A 23,593-nucleotide genomic window follows, 5' to 3' on the forward strand; every position below is an offset into this window, starting at 1 on the left:
TACCCGAACACGATCACTAACGCTAGCGTAAACAAATTACGCTACTTTTAGCTGTTCAGAGACTAGTAGGTGTCTATGTTTGTGTAAACTACGGCCGCGCCGGAACGACTCGCCGAAGGAGACGAGATCATGGGCAAGCTGGACGGCAAGGTCGCATTCATCACTGGAGCCGCGCGCGGACAGGGGCGCAGTCACGCCATCCGCTTGGCGCAGGAGGGTGCGGACGTCATCGCGGTCGACTGGCTGCAGGACATCGCGACGGTGGACTACCCGATGTCCCGTCAGTCCGATATGGACGAAACTGCGAAGCAGGTCGAGGCGCTGGACCGCCGCATCCACACCACCAAGGCGGACGTCCGGGACTTCGCGGCACTCCAGGATGCATACAAAGCCGGCGTCGCCGAGCTCGGCCCGGTCGACATCATCCTGGGCAACGCCGGTATCTGCCAGCTCGGCAGCAAGGAGCCGGACCCGGTCCAATCCTTCACCGACGTTGTGGGGGTAAACCTGATCGGCGTCTGGAACACGGTCTACGTCGCGGCTCAGGACATGATCGACCGTGGGGCTGGCGGTGCGATCGTCCTGACCAGCTCCACCCAGGGGCTTACCGGCCGCGGCACGGACGGCTCGGCCGGCACGCACGGATACGCCGCCGCCAAGCACGGCGTCGTGGGGCTGATGCGCAGCTTCGCGAACTGGCTGTCTCCGCACGGCATTCGGGTGAACACGGTGCACCCCACCGGCGTCGCAACCCCGATGGTGGAGAACGACGTGGTGGGCCGGTACCTCGAGGAGAACCCTCAGGTTGCCCAGATGGCAGCGAACCTGATGCCTGTCGGCCTTACGGAGCCGGTCGACATCAGCAACGCAATCCTCTACCTCGTAAGCGATGACGGCCGCTACGTCACCGGAGTGACGCTTCCGGTAGACGCCGGGTTCAACGCTCGCTAGCAGGCCGGGGGCCCGGCCCCGCAGCGTGGCCCGGCCCCGCTCTAGCGGACGGCGTATCCCACGCATCCCTCGCGCACCGGAATCCGATGTTGCCCGGGATGCGGCAAACCAGGCCGGCCCCGGAGCAAACGCGGACGCCAAAGTGAGGATCGAGAAGGCTGGAACACTGACGAGCAGCAGCGACCGACGCCCGAAGCGGTCGGTCAGCAGCTGATGATCGGGGCCGGGAAGCCGCATATTCTTAGCAGCCGCAACACCACGACGGCCAACCACTCCGGCGTCCGTTGTGGACGGGACGGCTAGCGGCGGGCAACGGGACCTCGTCACCAGGCCGGCCCCGCAGGGCGCCACAACTCGATCTGTGTGGTGGTTGGCCTGGGTTTTCCTGATGGGCATCAAGCGGCTCGGATGTACTCGTTGATCAGTCCGATGAGGACGTTACGGGGTCGGATGGGGCGTCGATCGGGACGACCGTCGTCGGACCGCGTTCCGGCGGGTGTTGGTCGAGCCTACGAACACACCGACCACTTCCAGGTTGGTGGGCGTTGAGCACTGCTATGGCGTGTCCTCCGTGCGCGGTGCGGATGAATCGCCCTTTCCAGCCTCCGGATCGCCTCTCGTGTCGCCGCCACGTGCCAAGTGCGGTCGACCAGGCAGGGGACTGGCGAGGTGCCGACCATAACTCGATCTACACGAGCGTGGACTTGCAACGTTGACCGTTTACATCCGTGTAGATATCCTCGTCGGAGTCCGGCCAGGGAGATGGCGTCTGCACGTCGACGATGCTGCCCGGCGGACCGCTTTGCCAGCCGAAGGATGAGCGCCGTGACGGTGTCGTCAACCAAACCGGCCCGCTGTGCGACGAGGCGGCTTCCCGCCCGCGGCACGGGGTCACGCACGAAAGGAGTGCGGCGATGACCGCAGCGGACCACTCCGCGCTCGGCCTGCCCGAGTACCGCGACATCCGGATCGAGCACCGCGGGGCCATCTCTTGGATTGTGCTGAACCGGCCGGACAAGGCCAACGCGCTGTCGAACGCGATGCTCGACGAGTTCTCCGACGCGCTAGCACGGCTCGCGGACGCCGGAGGCGCGATCGTCGGCATCCGCGGCGAGGGCAAAGGGTTCTGCGCAGGCTACGACGTGGACCAGGTCGGCAAGCCGAAAGCGGCGGACCCGGTCGCCGACCGCGAGCGGCTGGCCCGCAACGTGAACCGCTACCTCGCGATCTGGGACCACCCCAAGCCGGTGATCGCGGCGGTGCACGGGTACTGCATTGCCGGGGCGACCCAGCTCTGCGTCTTCTGCGACATCACCATCGTCGCCGAGGACGCGAAGATCGGGGAACCGGCGCTGCCCATCGGCGGTGGGTACATCGCGCCGCTTTGGGCCCCGCTGGTGGGGCCGAAGCGTGCCAAAGAACTGGCATTCCTGCCTGGCAACACGATCGACGGCCGCACCGCGACCGAGTGGGGCTGGGCGAACCACGCCGTCCCTGCCGACGCAGTCGTCAGCACCGCCGAGGACATGGCCGAACGGATGGCCCGCATTCCGTCGGATGTCCTGAGGATCAAGAAGCTCTCCATCAACCGGACGATGGACGTCATGGGTGTCCGCGCTGCTGCCGCCCAGGTTTCCGAGATGGACGCGCTCTTGCACCTGTCCCCATCTGTCCTGGAACTGCGCGAGTGGATCGGGAGGATCGGCCTCAAGGCCGCCATCGCGGAGTTCCACAAGCCCACCTCCGGAGCAAGTTGATCGACCGTCCGCGGCCCGCCGAGGCAACGCGGACGCTTCCACCAACCCCACCGTCGGCAGCGATCGCGAAGAGAAAGGATGATCACCATGACAGACCTCGAAGCACGGATCCGCCGGATCGAGGACCGGGCCGAGATCGAGGACCTCGTCCTCAAATACTTCCTGGCCGCCGATGACGACGACTGGGAGACGCTGGGATGGACGTTCGCGGAGAACGGATCGTTCTCCGCGGGCGCCTTCCCCGGCGGCAGTGACCGGGAGTCGGTCGTCAAGTTCATCCAGGCGGACCGGCAGAACATGGGCGTGACCATTCACACCCAGAACACCACGCTGATCAAATTCACCGACGACGACCACGCCAGCGGCGTGGTAGGGGCACACCTGGAGCTCGCGCGCGGGGGCACCACGATCTATGGCGCGGTCCGCTACTACGACGAGTACGTCCGCACCGCGGACGGCTGGAAGTTCGCGTCCCGCGAGATGGCGATCATCCACGTCGGCCCGTGGGACGAGGTCGGAACCTCACTCACCACAACGAATCGCGCCCGGTGGCCCGGGGCCGACCCAGCTCCGGCCGATCTGCCCCGCGGCTGAGCGGTATCTGCCGACCCGACGCTCAGGTGGGTCGGCACATACCGTCTAAGAGGATCGCCGAAAACGTTTCCACGGTCGGCTTTCCAGTGTGCTTGCGTACCCTGGCCGGAACCGCTGATGAGTCCAGTTGACCATTCCGAAAAGCGTCTTCGCGACAAGTGAGGCCGAGCGGTCCTCTCGGAACTCACCGCTGTTTATGCCCGACGTGGTGACGTCAGTGACGACGGACTCGAAATGACGAGTCTTGCGGACCGTCTCCTTCGCCCACGGGGTCGTCTGGAAGGCCACCTTCCCATGTCCTCCTGGACATACACGTAGACGTCGGAGAACTTCGCCTCGGTACGAGGTGAACTGCAACTCGATCAGCATCCGGAGTCGCGGCATCGAAGCCCTTCTCCTTCAAGACGTCGCCCTCGATCTGGGCACTGCGCCGGCGCTTCGCCAAACCGCTTCCGGTCGGCGCAGCGGGGTGGCGTGCCGGAGAAGCCGTGGTCAAGACGGTACCGCCGCGTTTAACGGGCATCGCCGGCCTCGCCCCGGTTCCAAAGAATTGGGGGAGCACCCCCATGACCGATTCCGCACAATGCACGGAAGGGAGGGCCGGCGCGTGACCGATCCTCGAGAATTCCTGGTGACGCTCGAAGGGTTGCGATCCGAGGCTCAGTCGCTGCTCACCGACGTCCCGGCAGGCGAGGACCTCGATTCGGTCTCCGCCTCTCTCATCCGGTTGGCCGTGCACGCCGCCGTGTCGACCCTGGACACCCCCGGCATTGACCGGGCCATCCGGGCCGCGCTGGACGCGGGGGCAAGCGCCGCCCAGGTTCACGAGACGCTGGTCGTGGTGTCCGGGCTGGGCGTGCACTCCCTGATGGAGGGGTCGCGGCGGGTGCTGGACGCGGTCGTCGAACGCGGGGACGGGCCGAGCGAACAGCTTGATGACGAGCGGATCGCCATGCGCGACCGGTTCCAGGGGGACGACCCCTACTGGGTGGGCTTCGAGGAGGAGGTCCCCGGTTTCCTGGACGCCCTGCTCCGCCTGTCTCCCGAGGCATACCAAGCGTTTTTCGACTACTGCGCCGTTCCCTGGCGGACTGGCGCGGTGCGTGGGCGGGTCAAAGAGCTCATGTCGATGGCGACCGACGCCACCCCGACCCACCGCTACCTGCCGGGAATGCGCCTGCACCTGAAAAACGCGGTGAAACTCGGCGCGAGCCGCACCGCCATCCTGCACGCTCTCGACATCGCGGCCGCGGCACCCTCGCACCCCGGGGTGCCCGCAGCCGGCTGATGGAGCTCAAGGCTGGCCGGATCGCCCCCGCCCGCAACCACTTCCTCCCTTGTTTACGCAAGTGTTGACGGTAAATCTACACGAACGTAAACTGCGCAATACCGCCGGTCTGATCCTGGACCAAGAACGGAGTGACGATGAAGGTCAACGACGACAACCTCCTGGCGACCGTCCAGCGCCTGGTGGACCGCCAGGAGATCGAACGGGTCCTCTACGACTACGCCCACTACCTCGACCACAACGAGCCGAAGAGCCTGGTCGCGCTGTTCATCCCCGGCTGCCACATCGCGTACGGCCCGGACCACGGCGCCGACGGCTCCGACGCCTACCTCGCCACGCTGGCGCACGAGAAGTTCGGGATCGGCGCCTTCTTCGCCGGCACCAGCCACCACGTGTCGAACGTCGTCATTGACTTCACCGACGAGGACACCGCGACCGTGCGGTCGCAGGTCTACGCGTGGCACCGGTACAACCGGGAGCGTCCGGACGGCATCGTCATGGGCCAGTACCACGACACCTTCGTGCGCACGGCCGACGGCTGGCGGATCGCCCGCCGCGAGCTCAAGCACGCCGGCACCGAGAACTACCACGCCAAGGGCAACGCCCTGAACCCGATCCCGCGCAACAACGCCGTCTGATCCGGGCCCACGCGAGGAAGCGAGCCAAGAGTGTCCGACGAACTGCTCTTCGAGGTGACCGACCATGTCGCCCGGGTCACCCTCAACCGTCCCAAGGCCCTCAACTCGATCTCCCACGAACTCGACGTCGAGCTGGCGAGGACCTGGGACACGATCGACGCCGACCCGGACATCTGGGTCGCGGTCCTGCGCGCCGTGGGCGAGAAGGCCTTCTGCGCCGGTGCCGACATCAGCGGCGGCACCGAGGCCGACGCCTCACGGCTGGCCCTCGGTGGCGGGCTGACCGGGATCGGCGGCCCGCTCCGGGTGCTCAAGAAGCCGTTGATCGCCGCAGTGCAGGGCTACGCACTCGGCGGCGGGTTCGAGCTGGCGATGTGCGCCGACATCATCGTCGCCGCCGACAACGCCAAGTTCGGCCTGCCCGAGGTCAAGGCCGGCATCATCGGTGAGTGCGGGGTGATGCACCGGGCGATTCGCCAGCTTCCACACCACGTCGCACTGGCGCTGGTGCTGACCGGGGAGCGGCTGCCCGCCTCCGACGCCCTGTCCTACGGGCTGGTCAACGAAGTCGTCCCCTACGCCGAGCTGGACGAGGCCGCGATGCGGTGGGCCGCGAAGCTGACCGCGGCATCGCCACTGGCCCAGCAGGCCGCCAAGCATGCCGTGCTGAAGGGGCTGCAGGGTTCCCTGGAGGTCGCCCTGGCCACGAAGTACGAGCCGATCGAGGCATACGCCAACTCGGACGACGTTAAAGAGGGGCGCGCGGCGTTCACCGAGCGCCGAGCTCCCCAGTGGACAGGCCGCTGAGTCCAGCGCAGTGACCCGGTCGGGACCGGTCAGTGGGCGGCGTCGGGTAGCGCGACGAGCATCCGGCATCCGCGTTCCCCGGTCCGCCAGCCGTGGCCGTCGCCGTGCCGGACCGCCGTCGCCGGGGTGGAGCTCGATCTCCTGCTGGTCGAGCACGAGGACGATCGACCCGTCGATCACCATGTCGAGATCCACGCTCCGGGGGCGGTGCATCCCGTAGGTAAAGGACCGGCGGGAAGTCGTAGACCCGCCAGGAGGTCGCGCATCGGCGCCGGGACGGCCCAGGCGCTTGTGGACGGTGGCGAGACGAGAGCGGCCGGCCTCGTCGCTGGCCGTGACATAAACCTTGACGTCCGCAACGGTGCCGCCCCGGACGCTTTTCAACAAGAGCGTAAACGCGTCGACGAACCGAGAGGGGCCTTGCATGACTGACTTCCATGACGACAGCGATGTCTCCACGGGGCGCACGCTGTGGTCGTTGGCCACCGGTTGGGCGGCCCGGCGGGGCGACGAGGACGTGCTGGTGTCCCTGCCGCAGTCCGGCACCCCCGAGGGGATGCGGTCCATGCCCTGGGCACGATTCGTCGACGACGTCGCGCAGTTGCGCCGAGCACTGGCCGCCGCGGGCGTCGCGGACCAGCGCACGGTCGTCCTCGCTCTGCCTAACTCGCCGCTCGCCGTGGCGATCTGGCTGGCCGTGCCCGCAAACGGCGCGGTGATCCAGGTCGTCGACCCGGACGGCGGCATCCTGGCCTTCGAGCGCGCCGTCGCCGCGACCCGGCCGGTGCTTGTCGTGGCCGCCCGGGAGAACGCCGCGACGATGCGCGAGGCGATCTCCCGGATCCAGGTTCCGACGCGGCTCGTGGTCCCGACGGAGCTGGGCGTCGATGCCCTCCGGCACGAGATCGATGGACTGCCCCCGTCGTCGGCCGCAGCGCCGGACGCGACCCCAGACCTCGTGGCCGGGCTCCTGCCCACCTCCGGTACCTCCGGCGCGCCGAAGCTGGTGAAGCTGACGCACCGCAACTACGTCATGGCCGCCGAGCGGCTGGCCCGCAACACCGGTTTCCTCACATCGGACCGGCACTACCTCTGCTCGCCGTTCTTCCACACCAACGGCCAGCTCTACCTCTGCGCACCCGCGTTCGTCACGGGCGGGTCGGTGGCGATCGTGCCCCGGTTCAGCGCGTCCGGCTACTTCGACGCCGCCCGGTGGACCGGCGCGACGGTCAGCTCGATGGTCGCCCCGCCCATGCGGATGGCCCTGCACCGGGCGCTGGAGCGCGGCGGCGCTGTCGACCCGGGCGGACTGCGGCTCGTCCAGTACGGCATGAATCTCAGCGAAAACGACTGGCGGGCCTGGGACGCGCTGCTGCCCGGGATCGACACCCGGCAGATCTACGGGCAGACCGAGTCCGTCACCGGGGTGCTCGGCGGGGCCCCTTGGGAGGCCGACGACCGGCGGACCATCGGACGTCCGTTCGTCGGCGTCGAGCGGGTCCGGCTGGTCGGCGACTCCGGCGCGGAAGTCCCCGACGGCGAACCGGGCGAGCTGTGGATCCAGGGCACCCCAGGGCGCTCGCTGATGCTGGGCTACGACAACGCACCCGAGGCAACCGCGGAGACGCTGGTCGCCGATGGCGACAGGGCTTGGCTGCGCACCGGCGACCTCATGGTCCGGCACCCCGATGGTCGCTTCGAGTTCCGTGGCCGCCGGATGCACATCATCCGCCGTGGCGGGGAGAACCTGTCCACCTACGGTCTTGAGCTCGACCTCCAGTCTTGCCCACTCGTCGGGGACGTGGCGGTCAGCGCGCAGGAGGACGACACGCTCGACGCGATCGTGGTCGCGCACGTGATTCCGGCGGAGGGGTACGACGAGGCCGCCTTCCGGGCCTGGTGCGTGGAGAATCTAGGCAAGCGCGGGGTGCCCGACGTTGTCCGGGTCCACGAGTCGTTCCCCCGTACCGGCAGCGGGCGCGTGATCGTCCGGGAGCTGGGATGAGCGGCCCCTGGGCGGACGGGGTGCGCCGGTGGGCCAGCACCGGCCGCCGCGCGCTCACCACCGACGACGCGCCCCCGCTGACCTACCGGCGCTGGGTGGACGAGGGCGACGCGCTGGCCCGGGCCCTGATCGGCGCTGGCCTGGCCCCAGGCGCCCGGGTCGCGACGCTACTGCCCAACGGGACCGAGCTGCTAACCGCGCTCTACGCCTGTGCGCGGGTGGGCGTTACGGCTATCCCGGTCAGCACCTGGGCGACCGGCCCGGAGCTGCGCCGGGTGCTCGACGCGGCGCAGCCAGACCTGCTGCTCACAGCCGACACGGTGCCGGGTTCGCCGCGCGAGCTGCCGATGGGCGCGTACATCTGGGGCGAGACCACGGGCCCCGCCCTTCCCCTCGCCGATCTCCTCGAACTGGGCGGCCGGGTGGGCGACGGGGCCTGGCTCGCCGCCGTAAACGCCCCGGACGCGGGCAGCGACTTCGTGGTGCTCTACACCTCCGGCAGCACGGGCGCGCCGAAAGGCGTCGTGCTCTCCCAGGGCGCCGTCGCACGCAACGCCGCACTGATCGCCGACCGGATGGGCTTCGCCGATGGCGAGCGCGTCTACACCTACTTCCCGCTGTTCTTCAGCGGTGGGTTGTGCAACGCACTGTCCACGACCGTCGCGGTGGGTGCCGAGCTGGTCACCCAGGCCAGGTTCACACCCGCCGGGGCCGCCACGCTCATTCACGAGCGGCGGTGCACCGCCCGGGACGTCTGGCACGACGGGTTGGCGCGGGTGGCGGCCGAGCACGCGTTCACCCACGAGGACCTGCGCCGCATGCGCCGGGGCCTGGTGGTCGACGCCGCGCTGCTGGCGGCCCACGGTGCCGTCGACGACCTCGGCGTCGACATGTACGGCATGACCGAGACCGCCACCGCCTTCACCTGTGGACATCACCGTGACCCGGCCGCGGTACGGCAGACGACACAGGGCCGACCGCTGACCGGCAACCTACTGCGGATCGTGGACCCGGACACGGGACGTGAGCTAAAGGCGGGCGAGCAGGGCGAAATCCTCGTCCGCGGGCCGAACATGATGTCCGGCTACACCGATGACACCCACCTGGCGCTGATCGACGAGGACGGCTTCTTCCACACCGGCGACGTCGGGTCGCTGACCGCGGACGGGCACGTCCGCTACGCGTGCCGCACGAAGACCATGATCAAGGTCAAGGGGCTCACGGTGCAGCCGGAGGAGGTCGAGGCCGTCCTGACGGCGTGCCCCGGCGTGCGGCGGGCGGTCGTTACCGGCCTAGGCGCGGGTCACGAATCGTCCGGGATCGGCGCGATCGTGGTGCTGGATCCCGGCACCGCCCCGGCGGAGGTCGCCGCGTGGTGCCGCCGCGAGCTGTCCTCGTACAAGGTCCCCGAGCTGCGGTCGGTCGCGGAGGCCGATTTCCCGCTCTCCGCAAGCCTGAAGAACGACCGGCTCGCCGCACGAGCACTGTTCCCGACCCTGCCAGCGGTGCCCTGATGCCGGGCCTGCTGATCGCCAACCGCGGCGAGATCGCGGTGCGGATCGCGCGGACCGCGCACGCCCGCGGGATGCGGGTGGTCGCGGTGCACGCCGCGGACGAAGCCGGCGCCGCGCACGTCCGGGCCGCCGACGACGCCGTTGCCCTCGACGGCACGGGCCCCACACCGTTCCTCGACGTCGAGCAGCTCGTCGACGCCGCCGTGCTGGCCGGCTGTCATCTGCTGCACCCCGGCTACGGCTTCCTGAGCGAGGATCCCGGCCTCGCCCGGCGCTGCGCGGAACGGGGTGTCGGTTTCGTCGGCCCCTCGCCAGAGACGCTAGAACTCCTCGGGGACAAGACCGCCGCCCGGGAGCTGGCCGAGCGGCTCGGGATACCGGTGCCCGAGGCCACCCGGGGCGAGCTGACCGACCCGGCGGCCGCCGCGTTCCTGCGGGAGCTCGGCCCGGGTGCGGCGGTGATGGTCAAGGCGCGCTCGGGCGGCGGTGGTCGGGGTATGCGGGTGGTCCACGATCCGGACCTGCTCGCGGACGCGATCGCCCGCTGCAGATCCGAGGTCGCGCGTGCCTTCGGACGCGGCGAGGTCTACTTGGAGCGCTACCTGCCCCGCGTGCGCCACGTCGAGGTCCAGCTGCTGGGCGACGGCCGCGAGGTCGCAGTGCTCGGTGACCGGGACTGCAGCGTGCAGCGCCGGAATCAGAAGATGATCGAGATCGCGCCGGCGCTGACGGTGCCGGGCGATGTCCGGGAGCGGCTCGCCGAGGCGGCGCGGCGGATCGGCGACCACGTCGGCCTGACCAGCCTGGCCACCGTCGAGTTCCTGGTCGACGCCGATACCGGCGAGCACCGGTTTCTCGAGGTCAACCCCCGGCTGCAGGTCGAGCACCCCGTCACCGAGGAGGTTCTCGGGATCGACCTCGTCGGCGCCCAGCTCGCCGTCGCCGAGGGCGTCCCGCTGAGCCGGCAGGCCCTGGTCGCCGCGGACGCACCGGGCGGACTGGCCGTCGAGGCGCGAGTCACCCTCACCGGGCGGCCGGCCGCCGAGCTCACCCGGTTCGCGCTACCGGCGGGTCCAGGGGTGCGGGTGGAAACCCACGCCGAGCAGGGCAGGCCGGTGCCGATCGCGTATGACCCATTGCTGGCCAAGGTCATAGTCCACGACGCGAGCGGCGATCTCGCCGCCGCCATCGAGGCCCTCGACGCGGCGCTCGCGGCGTTCGTCGTGGACGGCGCGCCAACCGACCTGGCCCGCCTGCGCGACCTGCTCGGCCGACCGGAGCTGCGCAAGGGCCAGGCGACCACGGCGTGGGCGGACGAACTCCTCGGCGAACCGGTCACGGCGGACTCCGCGACGGAAGCCGGGATCGACCTGGTGTGCTCGGGCATCTCCGGGACTGTCGTCGCGGTGCCGGGCGCACCCGGGGCGCGCGTTCGGCGAGGCGAGCCGCTCGTGGTCGTCGAGGCCATGAAGATGGAGCACGAGATCGTCGCGCCCGTGTCCGGGACGCTCCTGGCCCTGCGGCCCGCGGTGGGCGAGATGATCGGCGAGGGCGACGCCGTCGCCGAGCTACAGCCCGTCACCGGCGTCGACCCCGCCGACGACGTCCGGGTCGCCGTCGACCCCGGCCACATCCGCTCCGACCTCGCCGACGTGCGGCGTCGCCACGACCTCGGCCAGGATGCGCATCGCCCCGACGCCGTGGCGAAGCGGCACCGGCTGGGAAAGCGGACCGCGCGGGAGAATGTCGCGGCCCTGTGCGATCTAGGGACTGCGGGCGATCTAGGGACTGCGGGCGATCTAGGGGCTGCGGGCGATCTAGGGGCGGCGGGCGATCCCGGGGCCGCCCTCGACGATCCGGCGTCGTTCCAGGAGTACGGCGCGCTGGTGATCGCCGCCCAGCGCACCCGGCGGCCGGTCGAGGAGCTCGAGCGCACCACCCCCGCCGACGGTCTGGTGGCCGGGTTCGGCCGGGTCCACGGACGGCCGGTCGCGGTCCTGGCCCACGACTACACCGTCCTGGCCGGCACACAGGGCGTGCAGCTGCACAAGAAGGCCGAGCGGCTGTTCGAGGTGGCGGCCCGGCGGCGGACCCCGGTCGTGGTGTTCGCCGAGGGCGGCGGCGGTCGGCCCGGGGACGTCGACAACGCGGCCAAGGCGACAGGCATGGACCTCGGGACGTTCGTGGCCCTGGGCAGGCTCAACGGGCTGGTGCCCACTGTCGCCATCGCCTCCGGCCGGTGCTTCGCTGGCAACGCCGCACTCGCTGGCGCCTGCGATCTGCTCGTGGCGACCGCCGACGTGAGCCTCGGGATGGGCGGTCCCGCCATGATCGAACACGGCGGACTGGGCCGGTTCACCGCCGAGGAGATCGGGCCGCTCGAAGTCCAGGTGGCCAACGGTGTCGTCGACGTCGCGGTGGCTGACGAGGCCGAAGCCGTCGATGTCGCCCGCCGGTACCTGTCCTACTTCCAGGGCCCGGTCACTGACTGGGACTGCGCGGACCAGCGGCTCCTGCGCCACGTCATCCCGGAGAACCGGCACCGCGTGTTCGACGTCCGGGAGCTCGTCGAAATCCTCTGTGACACGGGTTCGGTACTTGAGCTGCGCCAGGGGTTCGGCGCCACCGTCCTCACCGCGCTGTGCCGGATCGAGGGGAGGCCGGTGGGACTCGTCGCGAACGACGGGGCCCGGGGCGGCGGGGCGCTCGACAGCGACGCGGCGGACAAGATGGCACGGTTCCTGCAGCTCTGCGACGCGCACGGGTTTCCCGTCGTATCGCTATGCGACACCCCCGGTTTTCTCGTCGGCCCGCAGGCGGAGCGGTCGGGCGGCGTCCGGCACTTCGGGCGGCTTTTCGTGACCGCTCCCAATCTGTCCGTGCCGCTGTGTGCCGTCGTGATCCGCAAGGCCTACGGTCTCGGCGGACAGGCGATGGCGGGCGGGAGCTTCCGGGTACCTGACGCGATCGTCGGCTGGCCGACGGCCGAATTCGGCGCTATGGGGCCTGAAGGTGCCGTGGCGCTGGGCTACCGCCGGGAGCTCGAGGCCATCACTGATCCGGATCGCCGCCGGGCGCGCTTCGATGAGCTGCTCGCGGACTACGTCGCACAGGGCAGCGCGGTCAACGCGGCATCGGTTTTCGAACTCGACGACGTCATCGATCCGGCGGACACGCGTGCCTGGATCCGCGGCACGCTCGACACCCACGATCACGGGATCCGGGCCTCCGTGCGGAGGCGGATCGACACATGGTGAACACCCCACATCGGAGATCACCGAGCGCAGGAGCCAAGAACGACATCGCCACCACCATCGGCGCCAGGTAGGAGAAAATACATGGACAGCCCGACCACACCGGGTGCAACGACAGACCGGATGACCGAGGAACAGGTGCGCGCCGCGGTCGCCGTAGCCAACGTACCGAGCCTGCTGATGGTGCTCTTCCAGTTCAGCGGCGACGCACGCTGGCTCCAGGCCCCTTACCTCCCCACCCGGGGGAAGGGACTCGTCGACCACGACTCCGGTGGGCTTCCGGATGCGGTCCAGATCGAGATCCGAGAGGCCTCCGTCGACGTCATCCTGCGTCTGCAGGACGGCGAGACGCCTGCCATCACCGCTCCCTCCCCTGAACTGACCGCCCGGATGATGAGCGTCTGCATGGGCGAACCGGTCGGGAGCGAGCAGGGCGAGATGCTGGCTGCGGAAGTCGCTCGCCGGATCGACCCGGACCAGCCTGAGCTGGCCCTGCCGCCCGTTCACGCCCCGGCCGGGTTCAAGCTCTTACTGATCGGCACCGGGGTGGCGGGCGTCGCCGCAGTGCACCAGCTCGAGGACATGGGCGTCGACTACGAGATCCTTGAGCGTCAGCCGGACGCAGGTGGGGTCTGGTGGATGAACACCTACCCCGGCTGTGGTGTGGACACCCCGAGCCACCTCTACTCGTTCTCGTTCGCGCGCAACGACTGGAGCCGGCATTTCGAGCTGCGCGACGACATCCAGCGCTACTTCACCCAGACGCTGAAGGATCTGGGCGCCGACCAGCGCATCCGCTACAACACCGAGGTGCTCTCGGCCACCTACGACGAGGGGCGCAACAAATGGGCCCTGCGGGTACGCTGCGGCGACGCCGAGGAAACCCTTGAGGCGGACGTTGTGCTGACGGGGGTTGGTTCGCTGAACCTGCCACGACTTCCCGACGTTCCGGGCCGCGACACGTTCGCCGGGATCCAGTTCCACTCGTCACAGTGGCCGGAGGACCTGGACGTCGACGGGAAACGAGTCGTCATCGTGGGCGCGGGCGCGAGCTCCATGCAGATCGCACCCGCCATCGCCGACCGTGTCGGCCACCTCACGATCGTCCAGCGCTCGCCGCAATGGGTCGCGCCGTTCGACAAGTTCATGCAGCCGATCACCGCCGAGCTGCGCCGCCTACTGCAGGGCTGCTCGCTCTACTTCGCCTGGTACTGGATCCGGCTGTTCTGGCAGTTCGGCGACAAGGTGATCGAAGCTCTGCGCGTCGACCCCGAGTGGGAACACCCGGAACGTTCGGTCAACGCCCGCAACGACGCCCACCGCGAGTTCTTCACCCGGTACCTCACCGACCGTCTCGCGGGCAGACCTGACCTGATCGAGAAGTCGCTTCCCGAATACCCGCCCTTCGGCAAGCGGATCCTGCTCGACAACGGCTGGTTCGAGACCATCCGCCGCGACGACGTCGACCTCGTCACCGACCCCGTCGCGGAATTGCGGCCCGGCAGTCTCGTGACGGCCTCGGGCGCCGACCTCCCGGCGGACGTCGTGATCTGGGCGACCGGTTTCCAGGCCGCCCGATTCATGTCGAGCGTCGACGTTCGCGGCCGCAACGGCGCCAGGCTGAGCGACGTGTGGGACGGCGACAACCCGAAGGCCTATCTCGGCGTCTCGGTGCCGGGCTTCCCCAACTTCTTCATGCTCGGCGGCCCGAACTCGTTCCCGGGCAGCGGCAGCTTCCTGTACTTCATGGAAGTCCAGATGCGGTACGTGCGAGCGCTCCTCACGACAATGTTCGACCGCAGGATCGCCGCGCTCGACGCCCGCCAGGACATCACCGACGCCTACAACGAACTCGTCGACCGCACCCATGACCGGACGGTGTGGACCCACCCCGGAATGCAAACCTACTACCGGAACTCGCGCGGCAGAGTCATTTTTGTCATGCCGTTCCTGAATGCCGAGTACTGGCAAATGACGAAGAACTTCAACCTGAACGACTACACGATTCGCTAGTCATTCATAACCGAACCAACGGCAGCCGGGACCGGCCGGGTCCCGGCTCGTCGGCGTGCCCAGAAAAGCTTTCGCACGCCCCTGACGTCGTTTACTCTGACGTTGACAGCGTGGAAAACCTGTGCGAGCGTTGCCTTCCCGGCACAAAGACGTTCGGGCAGGCAGCTCAGGAGGAGTCGTGTCCTTATACGACATCGGACGCGCATCTGCGGATCCTGCACCCGCCACCACCCAGGTCATCGATCTGAAAGCTTCTCGACGCGCCTTGGTGGCCGGGTCGCTCGGCAATCTCGTGGAATGGTATGAATTCGCGATCTACGCTTATATGGCTACGATCATCGCCCCCCTTTTCTTTCCCTCGACGAGCTCCGCGGCGAGCATTCTCTCGACATTCCTCGTATTCGCTCTCGCATTCTTCCTGCGGCCTCTCGGCGCCGCGATCTTCGGGCCGCTAACCGATCGCTGGGGCCGCCGGCCAGTGCTGCTGCTGATCATCACCATGATGGCCCTCGCGACAGCCGCGATCGGCGTCCTGCCCACCCACGCCGCGGCCGGCGCCCTCGCCCCGATGCTGCTGACCCTCTGCCGCATCGCGCAGGGCATCTCGGCGGGTGGGGAGATGGGCGGAGCGGTGTCGCTCATGGTCGAATCCGCCCCATCCGGCAAGCGCGGCGCCTACGGTGCCTGGTCTTTCACCGGCACGACCCTCGGCTATGTGCTCGGCGGCGCCGTCGCCACGATCCTCTCCCTGACCCTGTCGCCGGCGGCGCTCGCGTCCTGGGGCTGGCGGGTCGCGTTCCTCCTCGCCCTGCCGATGGGTCTCGTGGTCGTCTACATCCGGCTCAAGGTCGATGAGACTCCGCACTTCAAGGAGGTCGTGGCGGATCGCGAAACGGTTCCCGCGGCGCGCGCCAAAGCACCCTCGGCCGCGAGGCGACCGCTCGGATACCTCCTCGCCACCGCGGCCGTGGTCGTCGTCTACAACGCGATCGGCAACACCTTCATGGTCGGGATGCCGACGTTCCTGTCGAAGAGCTACCAAATGTCGTTCGCCCAGTCGTCAGTGCTCGCGCTGGTCACGGGCCTGGTCGGGGGTCTGACGATGCCGTTTTTCGGTGCGCTGTCCGATCGGGTCGGCAGACGTCCGGTGCTGCTGGCGGGGACGGTCAGCGTGGTCTTGCTCTCCTATCCGATGTACATGATGATTGGCCTGGGATTCGGCGGCGGCCTGGTGGCGCTCTTCGTGGCCGGAATCCTGATCGGCGTCGTCGGCGGCCCGATGCCGGCGTTCCTGTCCGAACGCTTCCGTACCCGGAACCGGGCGGCAGGCGTGTCGCTGACCTACGCGCTCACGGTGGCGATCTTCGGCGGCACGGCACCGTACGCGATCACCGCGATCGCCGATGCGACCGGCGACCGGCTTTCCGCCGCCTATTACACCCTCGGCTGCGGTCTGATCAGCCTGGTGGGTCTACTGGCCGTCAGCCGCGTCCACCGTTCCCAGCACCAAGAGGCACTGGAGGACTGATCGTCCTCGTCGTGAGCCCGGAAAGGGAGCAACCGTGCATCGCGTCAGACTCGACGACGGAGGGCGCCTCGTGGCCGGTTCCGGAATCTTCAGCGAGAGCGTGCCTCTCGCCGACCTCCTGGTGCGCTCGGCGCACTTGCACCCCGAGCGCACCGCACTCGCCTTCCCGGGCGTCCGGATCAACTACTCCGAACTGCTCGACGGTGCGACCCGTACGGCCCGGGCGCTGCACGCACTCGGCGTGCGCCGGGGAGACCACGTCGGCGTGCTCATGCCGAACTCGCCCGAGTTCGTCGAGTCCTTCTTCGGGGCGGCTCTGCTCGGCGCCGTGATCGTGCCGATCAACGCCCGCTACCGCAGTGCGGAACTCGGTTATGTGATCGACCACGCCCGGCTCCGGGTCGTGCTGATCACTGACCGAATCGCCGAACGCACCGACTTCCGGAGGCTCCTCGCCGACGCCCTCCCTTCGGTGAACGCGGCGGACGCGCCCGGCGGCCCATTCGCCGAGGCACCCCACCTGCGGCACCTGGTGATTGTTCGCGGCCGCGGGGGTGGCTCGTTCCTCGGTGCGGACGAGTTCGCGTCCCTCGCGACCACCGTCGACCCGTCCGTCGTGGCCGAGGCCCGCAGCAGGGTTCGGTCTCGTGACGTCGCGCTTCTGCTTTACACCTCCGGGACCACCGCCCATCCAAAGGGATGCCTCATCAGCCACGAGGCCATTTCGCGCGGGAGCATGGGCCGGATGACGGAGAACGTCCCGCTCGGCGAGCGGAACGTGTTCTGGTGTCCCAGCCCGATGTTCCACATCGCCTGCATGCAGGTCTTACTGGCATCGATCGGACTGGGAGGCACGTTCGTCACCGACACGCACTTCCGGCCGGACAGCGCGTGGCAGCAGATCGTCGAGCACGATGTCACCTCGCTGTGGCCGTGGTTCCAGGCCGTGATGCTGGGCCTCGAGGGTGCGGCGGGATTCGACCCGGCGGCGATCCCGGACGTCCATTCTTTCAGCCTGATCGGCCCGCCGACGTTCCTGCGGCGTATCCAGGCGTTGTTCCCCCGGGCCGCGCACATCAACGGCTGCGGGATGTCCGAACTCTCGGGCTACTACGCCATGTCACCCCTCGAGGACGATCAGGAAGCCCGGGCCACCACCGGCGGCAAGCCGGTGAGCGGGGTCGAAGTGAAGATCGTCGACCCGGAGACGGGCGAGGATGTCCCGCGCAATGCTCTCGGCGAGATCCTCATCCGCGGCTACCTGCAGATGGAGGGCTACTACCGCGACCCGGAACGCACCACCGAGACGATCGACGCGGACGGCTGGCTGCACTCCGGGGACCTCTACCGGATGGACGACGCCGGGCACATCTCCTACGAGGGCAGACTCAAGGACATGCTCAAGGTCGGCGGCGAGAACGTTCCCGCGATCGAGGTGGAGTCTTTCCTCTGCACACATCCCCACATCCGGATCGCCGAGGTCGTAGGGATACCAGACGATCTGCTCGACGAGGTGCCCGTCGCGTTCGTCGAGATCGAGCCGGGTGTCAGCCTGGACGCGGACGAGATCATCGCCTGGTGCCGTGGACGGATCGCCAGCTTCAAGGTTCCCCGGGCGGTCCACTTCAAGACAGCGGGGGAGTGGCCGATGTCCGCGACGAAGGTCAACAAGGTCGCGCTGCGCAAGGAAATCGCGGCGCTGATGGCCCGCACCGCCTGACTACCTGGCGCCGCACACGCGGAGAAGGGTTGGTGGTGAATGCCGCCATCGGTCGCTTTCCTACCGGCGCTTCAACCCGTCGTACAGCAAAGCCGAGAAGGTCTCGATTACCTGGTCGGCTCGGTACCTGCGCACCTCGGGCGTTTCCAGATTCACGATATGAGTGCCCTCGATGAGATTTTCGGCTAGCACTCTCTTCGCGGTCGCCTGGAACACCTCCTGGAAGAGCTCCTCCTTGCTCGCGAAGTAGTAGTAGATGGCTGCCCGGTCGGTGCCGAAGCGAGCGGCGATGTCGGTCCGCGCGAGGACGTGACAAATCGCCCCGGATGCCGGTAAACACGACCGAAAACGGAGTTCACGAGGAGTGAATACGCTGAATAGCGCAGGGAGTCCACCGTCGGCGATCTGCTGGAACGCGACGTACTGACGTTCCTCACTGGCGCGACACTACGTGCAGCTGCGTCATCGAGATCCTCACCGAACCTGCCGACGCTCCTCGTCGGCGGCTGGCGACTGCGCTGGCCGCGTGCAACAACGCCCAACCCGGCACCGGAGACCCCACCGCGCCTCACGCCCGGCCAGGATACGGGCGTGAGGCGCCTTCACTTCAACACAGCACCACTTCCAGCAAGGTCACCTACCCGCACCAACCTCACCTTCCGCGCCCGTGGCGCACTTAAAAATCAAGCTCCGGGCCGGCCGGTTCGGATGATCAAGGCATCACCTTGTCCTCCTCCGCCGCACAGCGCGGCTGCACCGACTCCGCCGCCGCGGCGCCGCAGTTCGAGCGCGAGGGAAAGAACCAGGCGCGCACCGCTCATTCCGACCGGGTGCCCCAGCGCTATCGCACCACCGTTGACGTTGACCTGGTCCGCCGACACGGCCAACTCGCGTATCGACGCGATCGCGACTCCGGCGAAGGCCTCGTTGATCTCCAGCAGGTCGAGGTCGGCGACTGTCAGCGATCCGTCGCGGCGCAGCGCGTCCCGGATGGCGTTGGCAGGCTGACGCAGCAGCGATGGATCCGGACCCGCGACGGTTCCGTAGGCGCCGATCTCCGCCAGCCACGGCAGGCCCAGCGCCTGCGCCCGGTCCTTGCTCATCACCACTACCGCGCATGCGCCGTCGGACAGCTGTGAGGACGACCCTGCCGTGATCGTGCCATCCTCGGCGAAGGCTGGCCGCAACCGCGACAAGTGGGCGGCCGTCGTCTCCGGACGAATCCCCTCGTCCTGGTCGACGACCGTCTCGTTACCCTTGCTGGACACGGTCACCGGCACGATCTCCTCGGCTAGCCGCCCCTCCTTCGTCGCCGCGGCCGCGCGCGTGTGCGACTCGGCGGCGAACGCGTCCTGCTCGGCCCGGCTGATTCGCATCGTCGCCTGGTACCGCTCGGTCGCCGCGCCCATCGATACCCCGTCGAAAGCGCAGGTCAACGCGTCGACGTCCAGCGCGTCCACCAAACCAGTGCCGCCATAACGGAAGCCCCGCCTAGCCCCGGCCAGCACGTGTGGCGCGCTCGTCATCGACTCCAGGCCGCCGGCCACCACTGTCTCGTACTGCCCGACGGCGATGAGCTGGGCCGCCTGCGCAATCGCCGCCAGCCCCGACAGGCAGAGCTTGTTGACAGTCGTCGCGGGGACCGTCATCGGGATGCCCGCGCGGGCAGCGGCGAGCCGGGCCGGATTCGGTCCTACACCGGCCTGCACAACCGTGCCCATGATCACCGCGTCGACATCGGCACCGCTGAGGCCAGCACGCGCCACGGCCTCCTGGATCGCGATACCGCCGAGCGCAGGCGCTGTATGCGCCGCGAGCGCGCCGAGCAGCCGCCCGACCGGAGTGCGCGCCCCTGCCACCACTACTGCTTCCGCCATTGTTTTTCTCCCTTCACGACGGTCAAGGACTGCAACACCTGGCTGTTACCGCGCCGAGCGGGACCGCTCCAGCGCGCCGAGATACCCGCTAATGGCCTGCTGGGTGTCGGTCGAGGACCACATCGCCAAGACGGCCTGATCATCTTCGCTGCGCGCCGCGATCCGGTCGCGTGCCGGTTGCTGGAGTTGCCTCTTGCTGAACGCGAACACTTCGGCCGGGATTCGCGCCATCCGCTGCGCATGTCCGACCGCCGAATCCAGCAGGGCAGCTGGCAGCTCGATGTGGTCGATCAGCCCGATCGACCGTGCCTGTGGCGGGTCCAGCAGGGCCGCGGTGAGCACCAGTTGACTAGCCACAGGGCCGACCGCATGCCTGATGATCTCCAGCGCGCTGGTGGGAAATGGGACGCCGACGCTGAGTTCGGCGAGCCCGATCGTGCCCTGCGACATCACCCGCAAGTCGCACGCCGCCGCCATCACGCACCCGCCGGCGATCGCATGGCCGTTGGCGGCGGCCACCACGGGACCGGGTCGGTCGAAGATCGCCAGGAATGTCTCGGAGAGGGCGGGCAGGAACTGCTCGACGTAGGCCGTGCCGCCGTCCAGGATCCGCCGCAGGTCGACGCCCGCTGAGAACGCCGTGTCGGTCCCGGTAAGCACCAGTGCCCGTTCCTCGTCGATCTCGTGCATGGCAGCTGTGATCGCCTGCAGCAGGTCGAGGTCAAGCGCGTTTACCTTGCCATGCCGGAGCCGCACGACCGTGACTCCGGACCGTTCCTCGATGTCCAGCATGATGCCTCCTGATCCAGGCGAGGTGAACTACGAAAATCCCTGCGGTGCAGGGAAAGTTGGTAAAACTCGGCTAGTCGGTGGTCGGCTCCGCCGTCGGCTCGCTGAGGGGAGCCCGCAGCGCCGCGCGCCATGCCGAGTTCGGCCGCCTTAGCCTGGAACACCAGTGGGCTTTGTTGATCTTCGTGACCGACATCCACCACTCCCCGGGCGCGATGAACCGGACTTCCCGCGCGTCGCGCTCGGGATAACGGGTGGCCGACCGCACCAGTAGGTCGCCGACGCCCAAGACCTCGGCCCATTGCCCGTGTTCACCCATACTGATCTCCAGTCACCGACGCTCGCTGGTCTATCGCGCAACGCATTCCCTGCGGTCGCCGTTTCTTCGCCTTGTCACACACTCGTTTTGTGTGCGGCACGCACCTCGCCCTGAACAATTCCCGCGGGTCGAAGCAGGTAGAGTTTGGACATGGCCAACCCCGCTAAACGCCCTCCCGAAGCCACTCGAAGCGGCCTCAGCCAGCGCCGCCAGAGTGCACAAGTCGAGGGGGGTGCCGCCTACCGGGCGAAGCGCAACGAGCTGCTGCAAATCGCCGGCGAAGTGTTCAAGGATAAGGGTTACGAGGCAGCGACGCTCAACGACATCGCCGCCCGCTTCGGCACCGACCGCGCCGCAATCTACTACTACTTCGCGAGCAAGCAGGAGCTCTTCCAGGAGGTCTTCCAGGCCACTGCGAAGAAGGTCCTCGACGACAACCTCGCCGAGGCCACCCGCATCGCCGGCCTCGACATCGACGCCCATCAGAAGCTCCACCGCCTCATCGAGTTGCAGATCACCTCGTATGAGGCGAACTACCCGTATGTCTATGTCTACATTCAGGAAGACATGGGAAAGGTCGCCTTCCAGACCACTTCTTGGGCCAAGGAAATGTTCCGAAAGACCCGCCGTTTCGAACAGATCGTCACTGATGTCATCACGTCCGGCGTGCGCGAAGGAACATTTCGCGACGACCTGTCCGTGCCGCTGGTCGTGAAAGCATTGTTCGGAATGGTGAACTGGACCCACAGGTGGCTCAAACCAGGCGACCGGAAATTCACCGCGCAGCAGGCCATCGACACGTTCTCTGCACTCCTCTTCGACGGCTTGCACCGCACATCCGAGTAACGGAGGCGGCGGTGCGCCGTCTACCCGGGAAGGTTGGCGGCCGCCGGCTCCTTGTCCGGCGAGCACGCACGAAGCCTGCTTGCGAGCGAGGTTGCGACGTCCTCCGACGGGCCGGACGTGGATCGCCAGGTACCGGTTGGTGTTGCGCGCCCAGCGTTCCCGGTCGGCGACCGGGTCCGGCGCTTCAGGCTTTCCCGGCCGGTCGATGTCGTCGCCCGCGCGGAATCCCTTGCCTGCGCCACGGATACTGATCACGGTGCCGCCGGCATGCGCCAGCTGTTCAAGGGCATCGAAAAACGCGCCGAGCATTGCGTTGGACAGGGCATTCGCCTTCGCCGGCCGGTTCTGCACGATCCAGCTGATCGGCCCGCGATACTCGACCAGCATCTCCCCGTACTCCGGCGGTACCGCCTCGTGCTGCCCACCGTGCCGGTCGGACACTGCGGTCACGACTCTGCGTGTCCGATCGGGATCTGCTTATTGATGTCGATGTACACGACGCCGTCAGCTCGCGACTCGCGGCGAGCGAAGCGCCAGCCGTGGTCGTGTCCGGACCGAGGTCGACGACGACGTCCGACGTGGTGGCTGGTCGCGGCGGAGAAACTACCGATGCCGCCCGTTTTCTCCCGGTACGCCGCATGCCCTTCCGCGCCGAAGCCCTGCCCGTAGGCCACGTAGCAGTCCTCGGTGAACAGCGTCGCGATCTCGTTGGCGTGGCTCATGTCGAGATGGAAGGCGTAGTCGGATGGCGGGCGGTGGACGCGCTCGGTCTCCACCAGTTCGGCGACGAGTGCCTCGGTCGGTTGTGGGTCGTCGTCACAGTTGTCTCCGGATCGACTGGGTGGCGGCGATGACGTTGCGCACTCGCAGGACCGACCGGTCGGCGTGCGGATCGGTAACCGCCTGCTCCGCGGAGCAGGTGCTCCGGACACTATCTACATATTCGTAAACTTTCAACAGGGCACTTTGCGCCACATCGTCCCGCCTGATCTTCTTGTCTGCTCTGATCCATCAGGCAGCAGTTTACATAGACGTTGACAGTTTACGTTGATGTAGATAACTTTGTAGTACCGATCACATCAAAGTTCGCCGGCCGCCACCTACGAGACCGGGTCAATGCCAGATGGACGCCGCTGCGGGATCCAAGCGCAACAGCAGCCAGAACGACTACCTCGAAGGAGAAGGTCGATGGTCGAGCTCGAACCCAGCAACGGCGACCCGGCACAGCTGCGCCGGGTGTACGGTTGCTTCCCCAGCGGCGTCACCGCGGTCTGCGCCATCGAGGACGACACGCCGGTCGGGATCGCGGCCAGTTCGTTCACCTCGGTGTCGCTCGATCCGGGCCTGGTGTCGGTGTGCGTGCAGAACACCTCGGCGACCTGGCCCCGGCTGCGCACACTGCGCAGGCTCGGAGTCAGTGTGCTCGCCGAGGAGCAGAACAAGGCCTGCCGGACCCTTTCGCTCAAGACCGGTGACCGGTTCGCCGACTGCGAGTGGAGCGCCAGTGCCAACGGCGCGGTGTTCGTGCACGGCGCCGTCGCCTGGCTGGACTGCTCGATCCACAACGAGGTGCCAGCCGGCGACCACACCATCGTCCTGCTGAACATCCACGCCCTGCGCGCGGAGCCCGACCGCGCACCGCTGGTCTTCCACGCCAGCCGCTTCCGCCAGCTCGTCGCGGTCTGAGCCGAGA

At 68.2% G+C, this 23,593-nt stretch carries 20 protein-coding genes; 14 read left to right on the top strand and 6 right to left on the bottom strand.

Annotated elements, in window-relative coordinates:
• The first annotated feature begins 129 nt into the window (after window positions 1–129).
• The 3 genes from SSPN_RS0136050 to SSPN_RS0136060 all read left to right on the top strand — a co-directional run bounded on the left by SSPN_RS0136050 (window position 130) and on the right by SSPN_RS0136060 (window position 3,302).
• Complete coding sequence (locus tag SSPN_RS0136050) at window positions 130–951, top strand: mycofactocin-coupled SDR family oxidoreductase (protein WP_010314643.1); 822 nt, start codon at window positions 130–132, stop codon at window positions 949–951.
• A 914-nt stretch (window positions 952–1,865) separates the two neighbouring features.
• A complete protein-coding gene (locus SSPN_RS0136055; protein WP_029536074.1) occupies window positions 1,866–2,708 on the top strand; it encodes an enoyl-CoA hydratase-related protein in 843 nt (280 codons plus the stop codon).
• 87 nt (window positions 2,709–2,795) lie between these two features.
• Window positions 2,796–3,302, top strand: a complete 507-nt coding sequence (locus tag SSPN_RS0136060) for a nuclear transport factor 2 family protein (RefSeq protein ID WP_044576887.1) — start codon at window positions 2,796–2,798, stop codon at window positions 3,300–3,302.
• 45 nt (window positions 3,303–3,347) lie between these two features.
• Here the strand turns inward: SSPN_RS0136060 and SSPN_RS63140 are convergent, their stop codons facing one another.
• A complete protein-coding gene (locus SSPN_RS63140) occupies window positions 3,348–3,686 on the bottom strand; it encodes a TetR-type transcription factor C-terminal domain-containing protein (RefSeq protein ID WP_394378721.1) in 339 nt (112 codons plus the stop codon).
• A gap of 223 nt (window positions 3,687–3,909) precedes the next feature.
• Here SSPN_RS63140 and SSPN_RS0136065 point away from each other — a divergent pair, with 223 nt between their 5' ends.
• The 9 genes from SSPN_RS0136065 (at window position 3,910) to SSPN_RS0136105 (ending at window position 18,069) form a co-directional block, all read left to right on the top strand.
• Complete coding sequence (locus tag SSPN_RS0136065; protein WP_010314648.1) at window positions 3,910–4,590, top strand: carboxymuconolactone decarboxylase family protein; 681 nt, start codon at window positions 3,910–3,912, stop codon at window positions 4,588–4,590.
• A 137-nt stretch (window positions 4,591–4,727) separates the two neighbouring features.
• Window positions 4,728–5,228 (top strand): nuclear transport factor 2 family protein, encoded by a 501-nt coding sequence (locus tag SSPN_RS0136070; RefSeq protein WP_044576890.1) that lies wholly within the window; start codon window positions 4,728–4,730, stop codon window positions 5,226–5,228.
• A 30-nt stretch (window positions 5,229–5,258) separates the two neighbouring features.
• Complete coding sequence (locus tag SSPN_RS0136075; RefSeq protein ID WP_010314652.1) at window positions 5,259–6,035, top strand: enoyl-CoA hydratase-related protein; 777 nt, start codon at window positions 5,259–5,261, stop codon at window positions 6,033–6,035.
• Between the two features lie 424 nt (window positions 6,036–6,459).
• Window positions 6,460–8,040, top strand: a complete 1,581-nt coding sequence (locus tag SSPN_RS0136080) for a class I adenylate-forming enzyme family protein (RefSeq protein WP_010314653.1) — start codon at window positions 6,460–6,462, stop codon at window positions 8,038–8,040.
• Window positions 8,037–9,554 carry a class I adenylate-forming enzyme family protein gene (locus tag SSPN_RS0136085; protein WP_029536075.1) on the top strand — a complete coding sequence of 506 codons (1,518 nt, stop codon included), beginning with the start codon at window positions 8,037–8,039 and terminating at the stop codon, window positions 9,552–9,554. The genes SSPN_RS0136080 and SSPN_RS0136085 overlap by 4 nt, the downstream gene beginning before the upstream one ends.
• A complete protein-coding gene (locus SSPN_RS0136090) occupies window positions 9,554–12,811 on the top strand; it encodes an acetyl-CoA carboxylase family protein (RefSeq protein WP_010314655.1) in 3,258 nt (1,085 codons plus the stop codon). Before SSPN_RS0136085 ends, SSPN_RS0136090 begins: the two co-directional genes overlap by 1 nt.
• Before the next feature lie 120 nt (window positions 12,812–12,931).
• A complete protein-coding gene (locus tag SSPN_RS0136095; protein ID WP_010314656.1) occupies window positions 12,932–14,821 on the top strand; it encodes a flavin-containing monooxygenase in 1,890 nt (629 codons plus the stop codon).
• Between the two features lie 268 nt (window positions 14,822–15,089).
• On the top strand, window positions 15,090–16,349 hold the full coding sequence (locus tag SSPN_RS0136100; protein ID WP_202798992.1) for an MFS transporter: 1,260 nt from the start codon (window positions 15,090–15,092) through the stop codon (window positions 16,347–16,349).
• Between the two features lie 34 nt (window positions 16,350–16,383).
• Window positions 16,384–18,069, top strand: a complete 1,686-nt coding sequence (locus SSPN_RS0136105; protein ID WP_203218539.1) for a class I adenylate-forming enzyme family protein — start codon at window positions 16,384–16,386, stop codon at window positions 18,067–18,069.
• A gap of 60 nt (window positions 18,070–18,129) precedes the next feature.
• Here the strand turns inward: SSPN_RS0136105 and SSPN_RS61940 are convergent, their stop codons facing one another.
• From SSPN_RS61940 to SSPN_RS0136125, 4 genes are all read right to left on the bottom strand, one after another.
• Window positions 18,130–18,474 (bottom strand): TetR family transcriptional regulator, encoded by a 345-nt coding sequence (locus SSPN_RS61940; protein ID WP_083822306.1) that lies wholly within the window; start codon window positions 18,472–18,474, stop codon window positions 18,130–18,132.
• 278 nt (window positions 18,475–18,752) lie between these two features.
• A complete protein-coding gene (locus SSPN_RS0136115) occupies window positions 18,753–19,946 on the bottom strand; it encodes an acetyl-CoA C-acyltransferase (RefSeq protein WP_044576750.1) in 1,194 nt (397 codons plus the stop codon).
• A 45-nt stretch (window positions 19,947–19,991) separates the two neighbouring features.
• Window positions 19,992–20,738: an enoyl-CoA hydratase/isomerase family protein gene (locus SSPN_RS0136120; RefSeq protein WP_010314663.1), complete on the bottom strand. Its 747-nt coding sequence runs from the start codon at window positions 20,736–20,738 to the stop codon at window positions 19,992–19,994.
• A 70-nt stretch (window positions 20,739–20,808) separates the two neighbouring features.
• On the bottom strand, window positions 20,809–21,054 hold the full coding sequence (locus SSPN_RS0136125; protein WP_010314665.1) for a hypothetical protein: 246 nt from the start codon (window positions 21,052–21,054) through the stop codon (window positions 20,809–20,811).
• Window positions 21,055–21,204: 150 nt separating this feature from the next.
• Here SSPN_RS0136125 and SSPN_RS0136130 point away from each other — a divergent pair, with 150 nt between their 5' ends.
• Complete coding sequence (locus SSPN_RS0136130) at window positions 21,205–21,900, top strand: TetR/AcrR family transcriptional regulator (RefSeq protein WP_010314669.1); 696 nt, start codon at window positions 21,205–21,207, stop codon at window positions 21,898–21,900.
• A 446-nt stretch (window positions 21,901–22,346) separates the two neighbouring features.
• On the opposite strand, the gene SSPN_RS47535 is transcribed toward SSPN_RS0136130, so the two are convergent.
• Complete coding sequence (locus SSPN_RS47535; protein WP_010314671.1) at window positions 22,347–22,676, bottom strand: nuclear transport factor 2 family protein; 330 nt, start codon at window positions 22,674–22,676, stop codon at window positions 22,347–22,349.
• A 412-nt stretch (window positions 22,677–23,088) separates the two neighbouring features.
• Between SSPN_RS47535 and SSPN_RS0136140 the strand changes: the two genes are divergently transcribed.
• The gene (locus tag SSPN_RS0136140) at window positions 23,089–23,586 is read left to right on the top strand and encodes a flavin reductase family protein (protein WP_010314674.1); all 498 of its coding nucleotides are present in this window, start codon (window positions 23,089–23,091) and stop codon (window positions 23,584–23,586) included.
• Window positions 23,587–23,593 lie beyond the last annotated feature (7 nt).

Source organism: Saccharopolyspora spinosa NRRL 18395 (assembly GCF_000194155.1).
Taxonomy (GTDB): Bacteria; Actinomycetota; Actinomycetes; order Mycobacteriales; family Pseudonocardiaceae; genus Saccharopolyspora; species Saccharopolyspora spinosa.

Excerpts from the sequence above, each read along its gene's own strand:
- SSPN_RS0136080 (WP_010314653.1), top strand. The coding sequence starts at position 6,460 with ATGACTGACTTCCATGACGACAGCGATGTCTCCACGGGGCGCACGCTG.
- SSPN_RS0136095 (WP_010314656.1), top strand. The coding sequence starts at position 12,932 with ATGACCGAGGAACAGGTGCGCGCCGCGGTCGCCGTAGCCAACGTACCG.
- SSPN_RS0136090 (WP_010314655.1), top strand. The coding sequence starts at position 9,554 with ATGCCGGGCCTGCTGATCGCCAACCGCGGCGAGATCGCGGTGCGGATC.
- SSPN_RS0136070 (WP_044576890.1), top strand. The coding sequence starts at position 4,728 with ATGAAGGTCAACGACGACAACCTCCTGGCGACCGTCCAGCGCCTGGTG.
- SSPN_RS0136130 (WP_010314669.1), top strand. The coding sequence starts at position 21,205 with ATGGCCAACCCCGCTAAACGCCCTCCCGAAGCCACTCGAAGCGGCCTC.
- SSPN_RS0136140 (WP_010314674.1), top strand. The coding sequence starts at position 23,089 with ATGGTCGAGCTCGAACCCAGCAACGGCGACCCGGCACAGCTGCGCCGG.
- SSPN_RS0136085 (WP_029536075.1), top strand. The coding sequence starts at position 8,037 with ATGAGCGGCCCCTGGGCGGACGGGGTGCGCCGGTGGGCCAGCACCGGC.
- SSPN_RS0136055 (WP_029536074.1), top strand. The coding sequence starts at position 1,866 with ATGACCGCAGCGGACCACTCCGCGCTCGGCCTGCCCGAGTACCGCGAC.
- SSPN_RS0136125 (WP_010314665.1), bottom strand. The coding sequence starts at position 21,054 with ATGGGTGAACACGGGCAATGGGCCGAGGTCTTGGGCGTCGGCGACCTA.
- SSPN_RS0136120 (WP_010314663.1), bottom strand. The coding sequence starts at position 20,738 with ATGCTGGACATCGAGGAACGGTCCGGAGTCACGGTCGTGCGGCTCCGG.
- SSPN_RS0136060 (WP_044576887.1), top strand. The coding sequence starts at position 2,796 with ATGACAGACCTCGAAGCACGGATCCGCCGGATCGAGGACCGGGCCGAG.
- SSPN_RS0136050 (WP_010314643.1), top strand. The coding sequence starts at position 130 with ATGGGCAAGCTGGACGGCAAGGTCGCATTCATCACTGGAGCCGCGCGC.
- SSPN_RS63140 (WP_394378721.1), bottom strand. The coding sequence starts at position 3,686 with ATGCCGCGACTCCGGATGCTGATCGAGTTGCAGTTCACCTCGTACCGA.
- SSPN_RS0136115 (WP_044576750.1), bottom strand. The coding sequence starts at position 19,946 with ATGGCGGAAGCAGTAGTGGTGGCAGGGGCGCGCACTCCGGTCGGGCGG.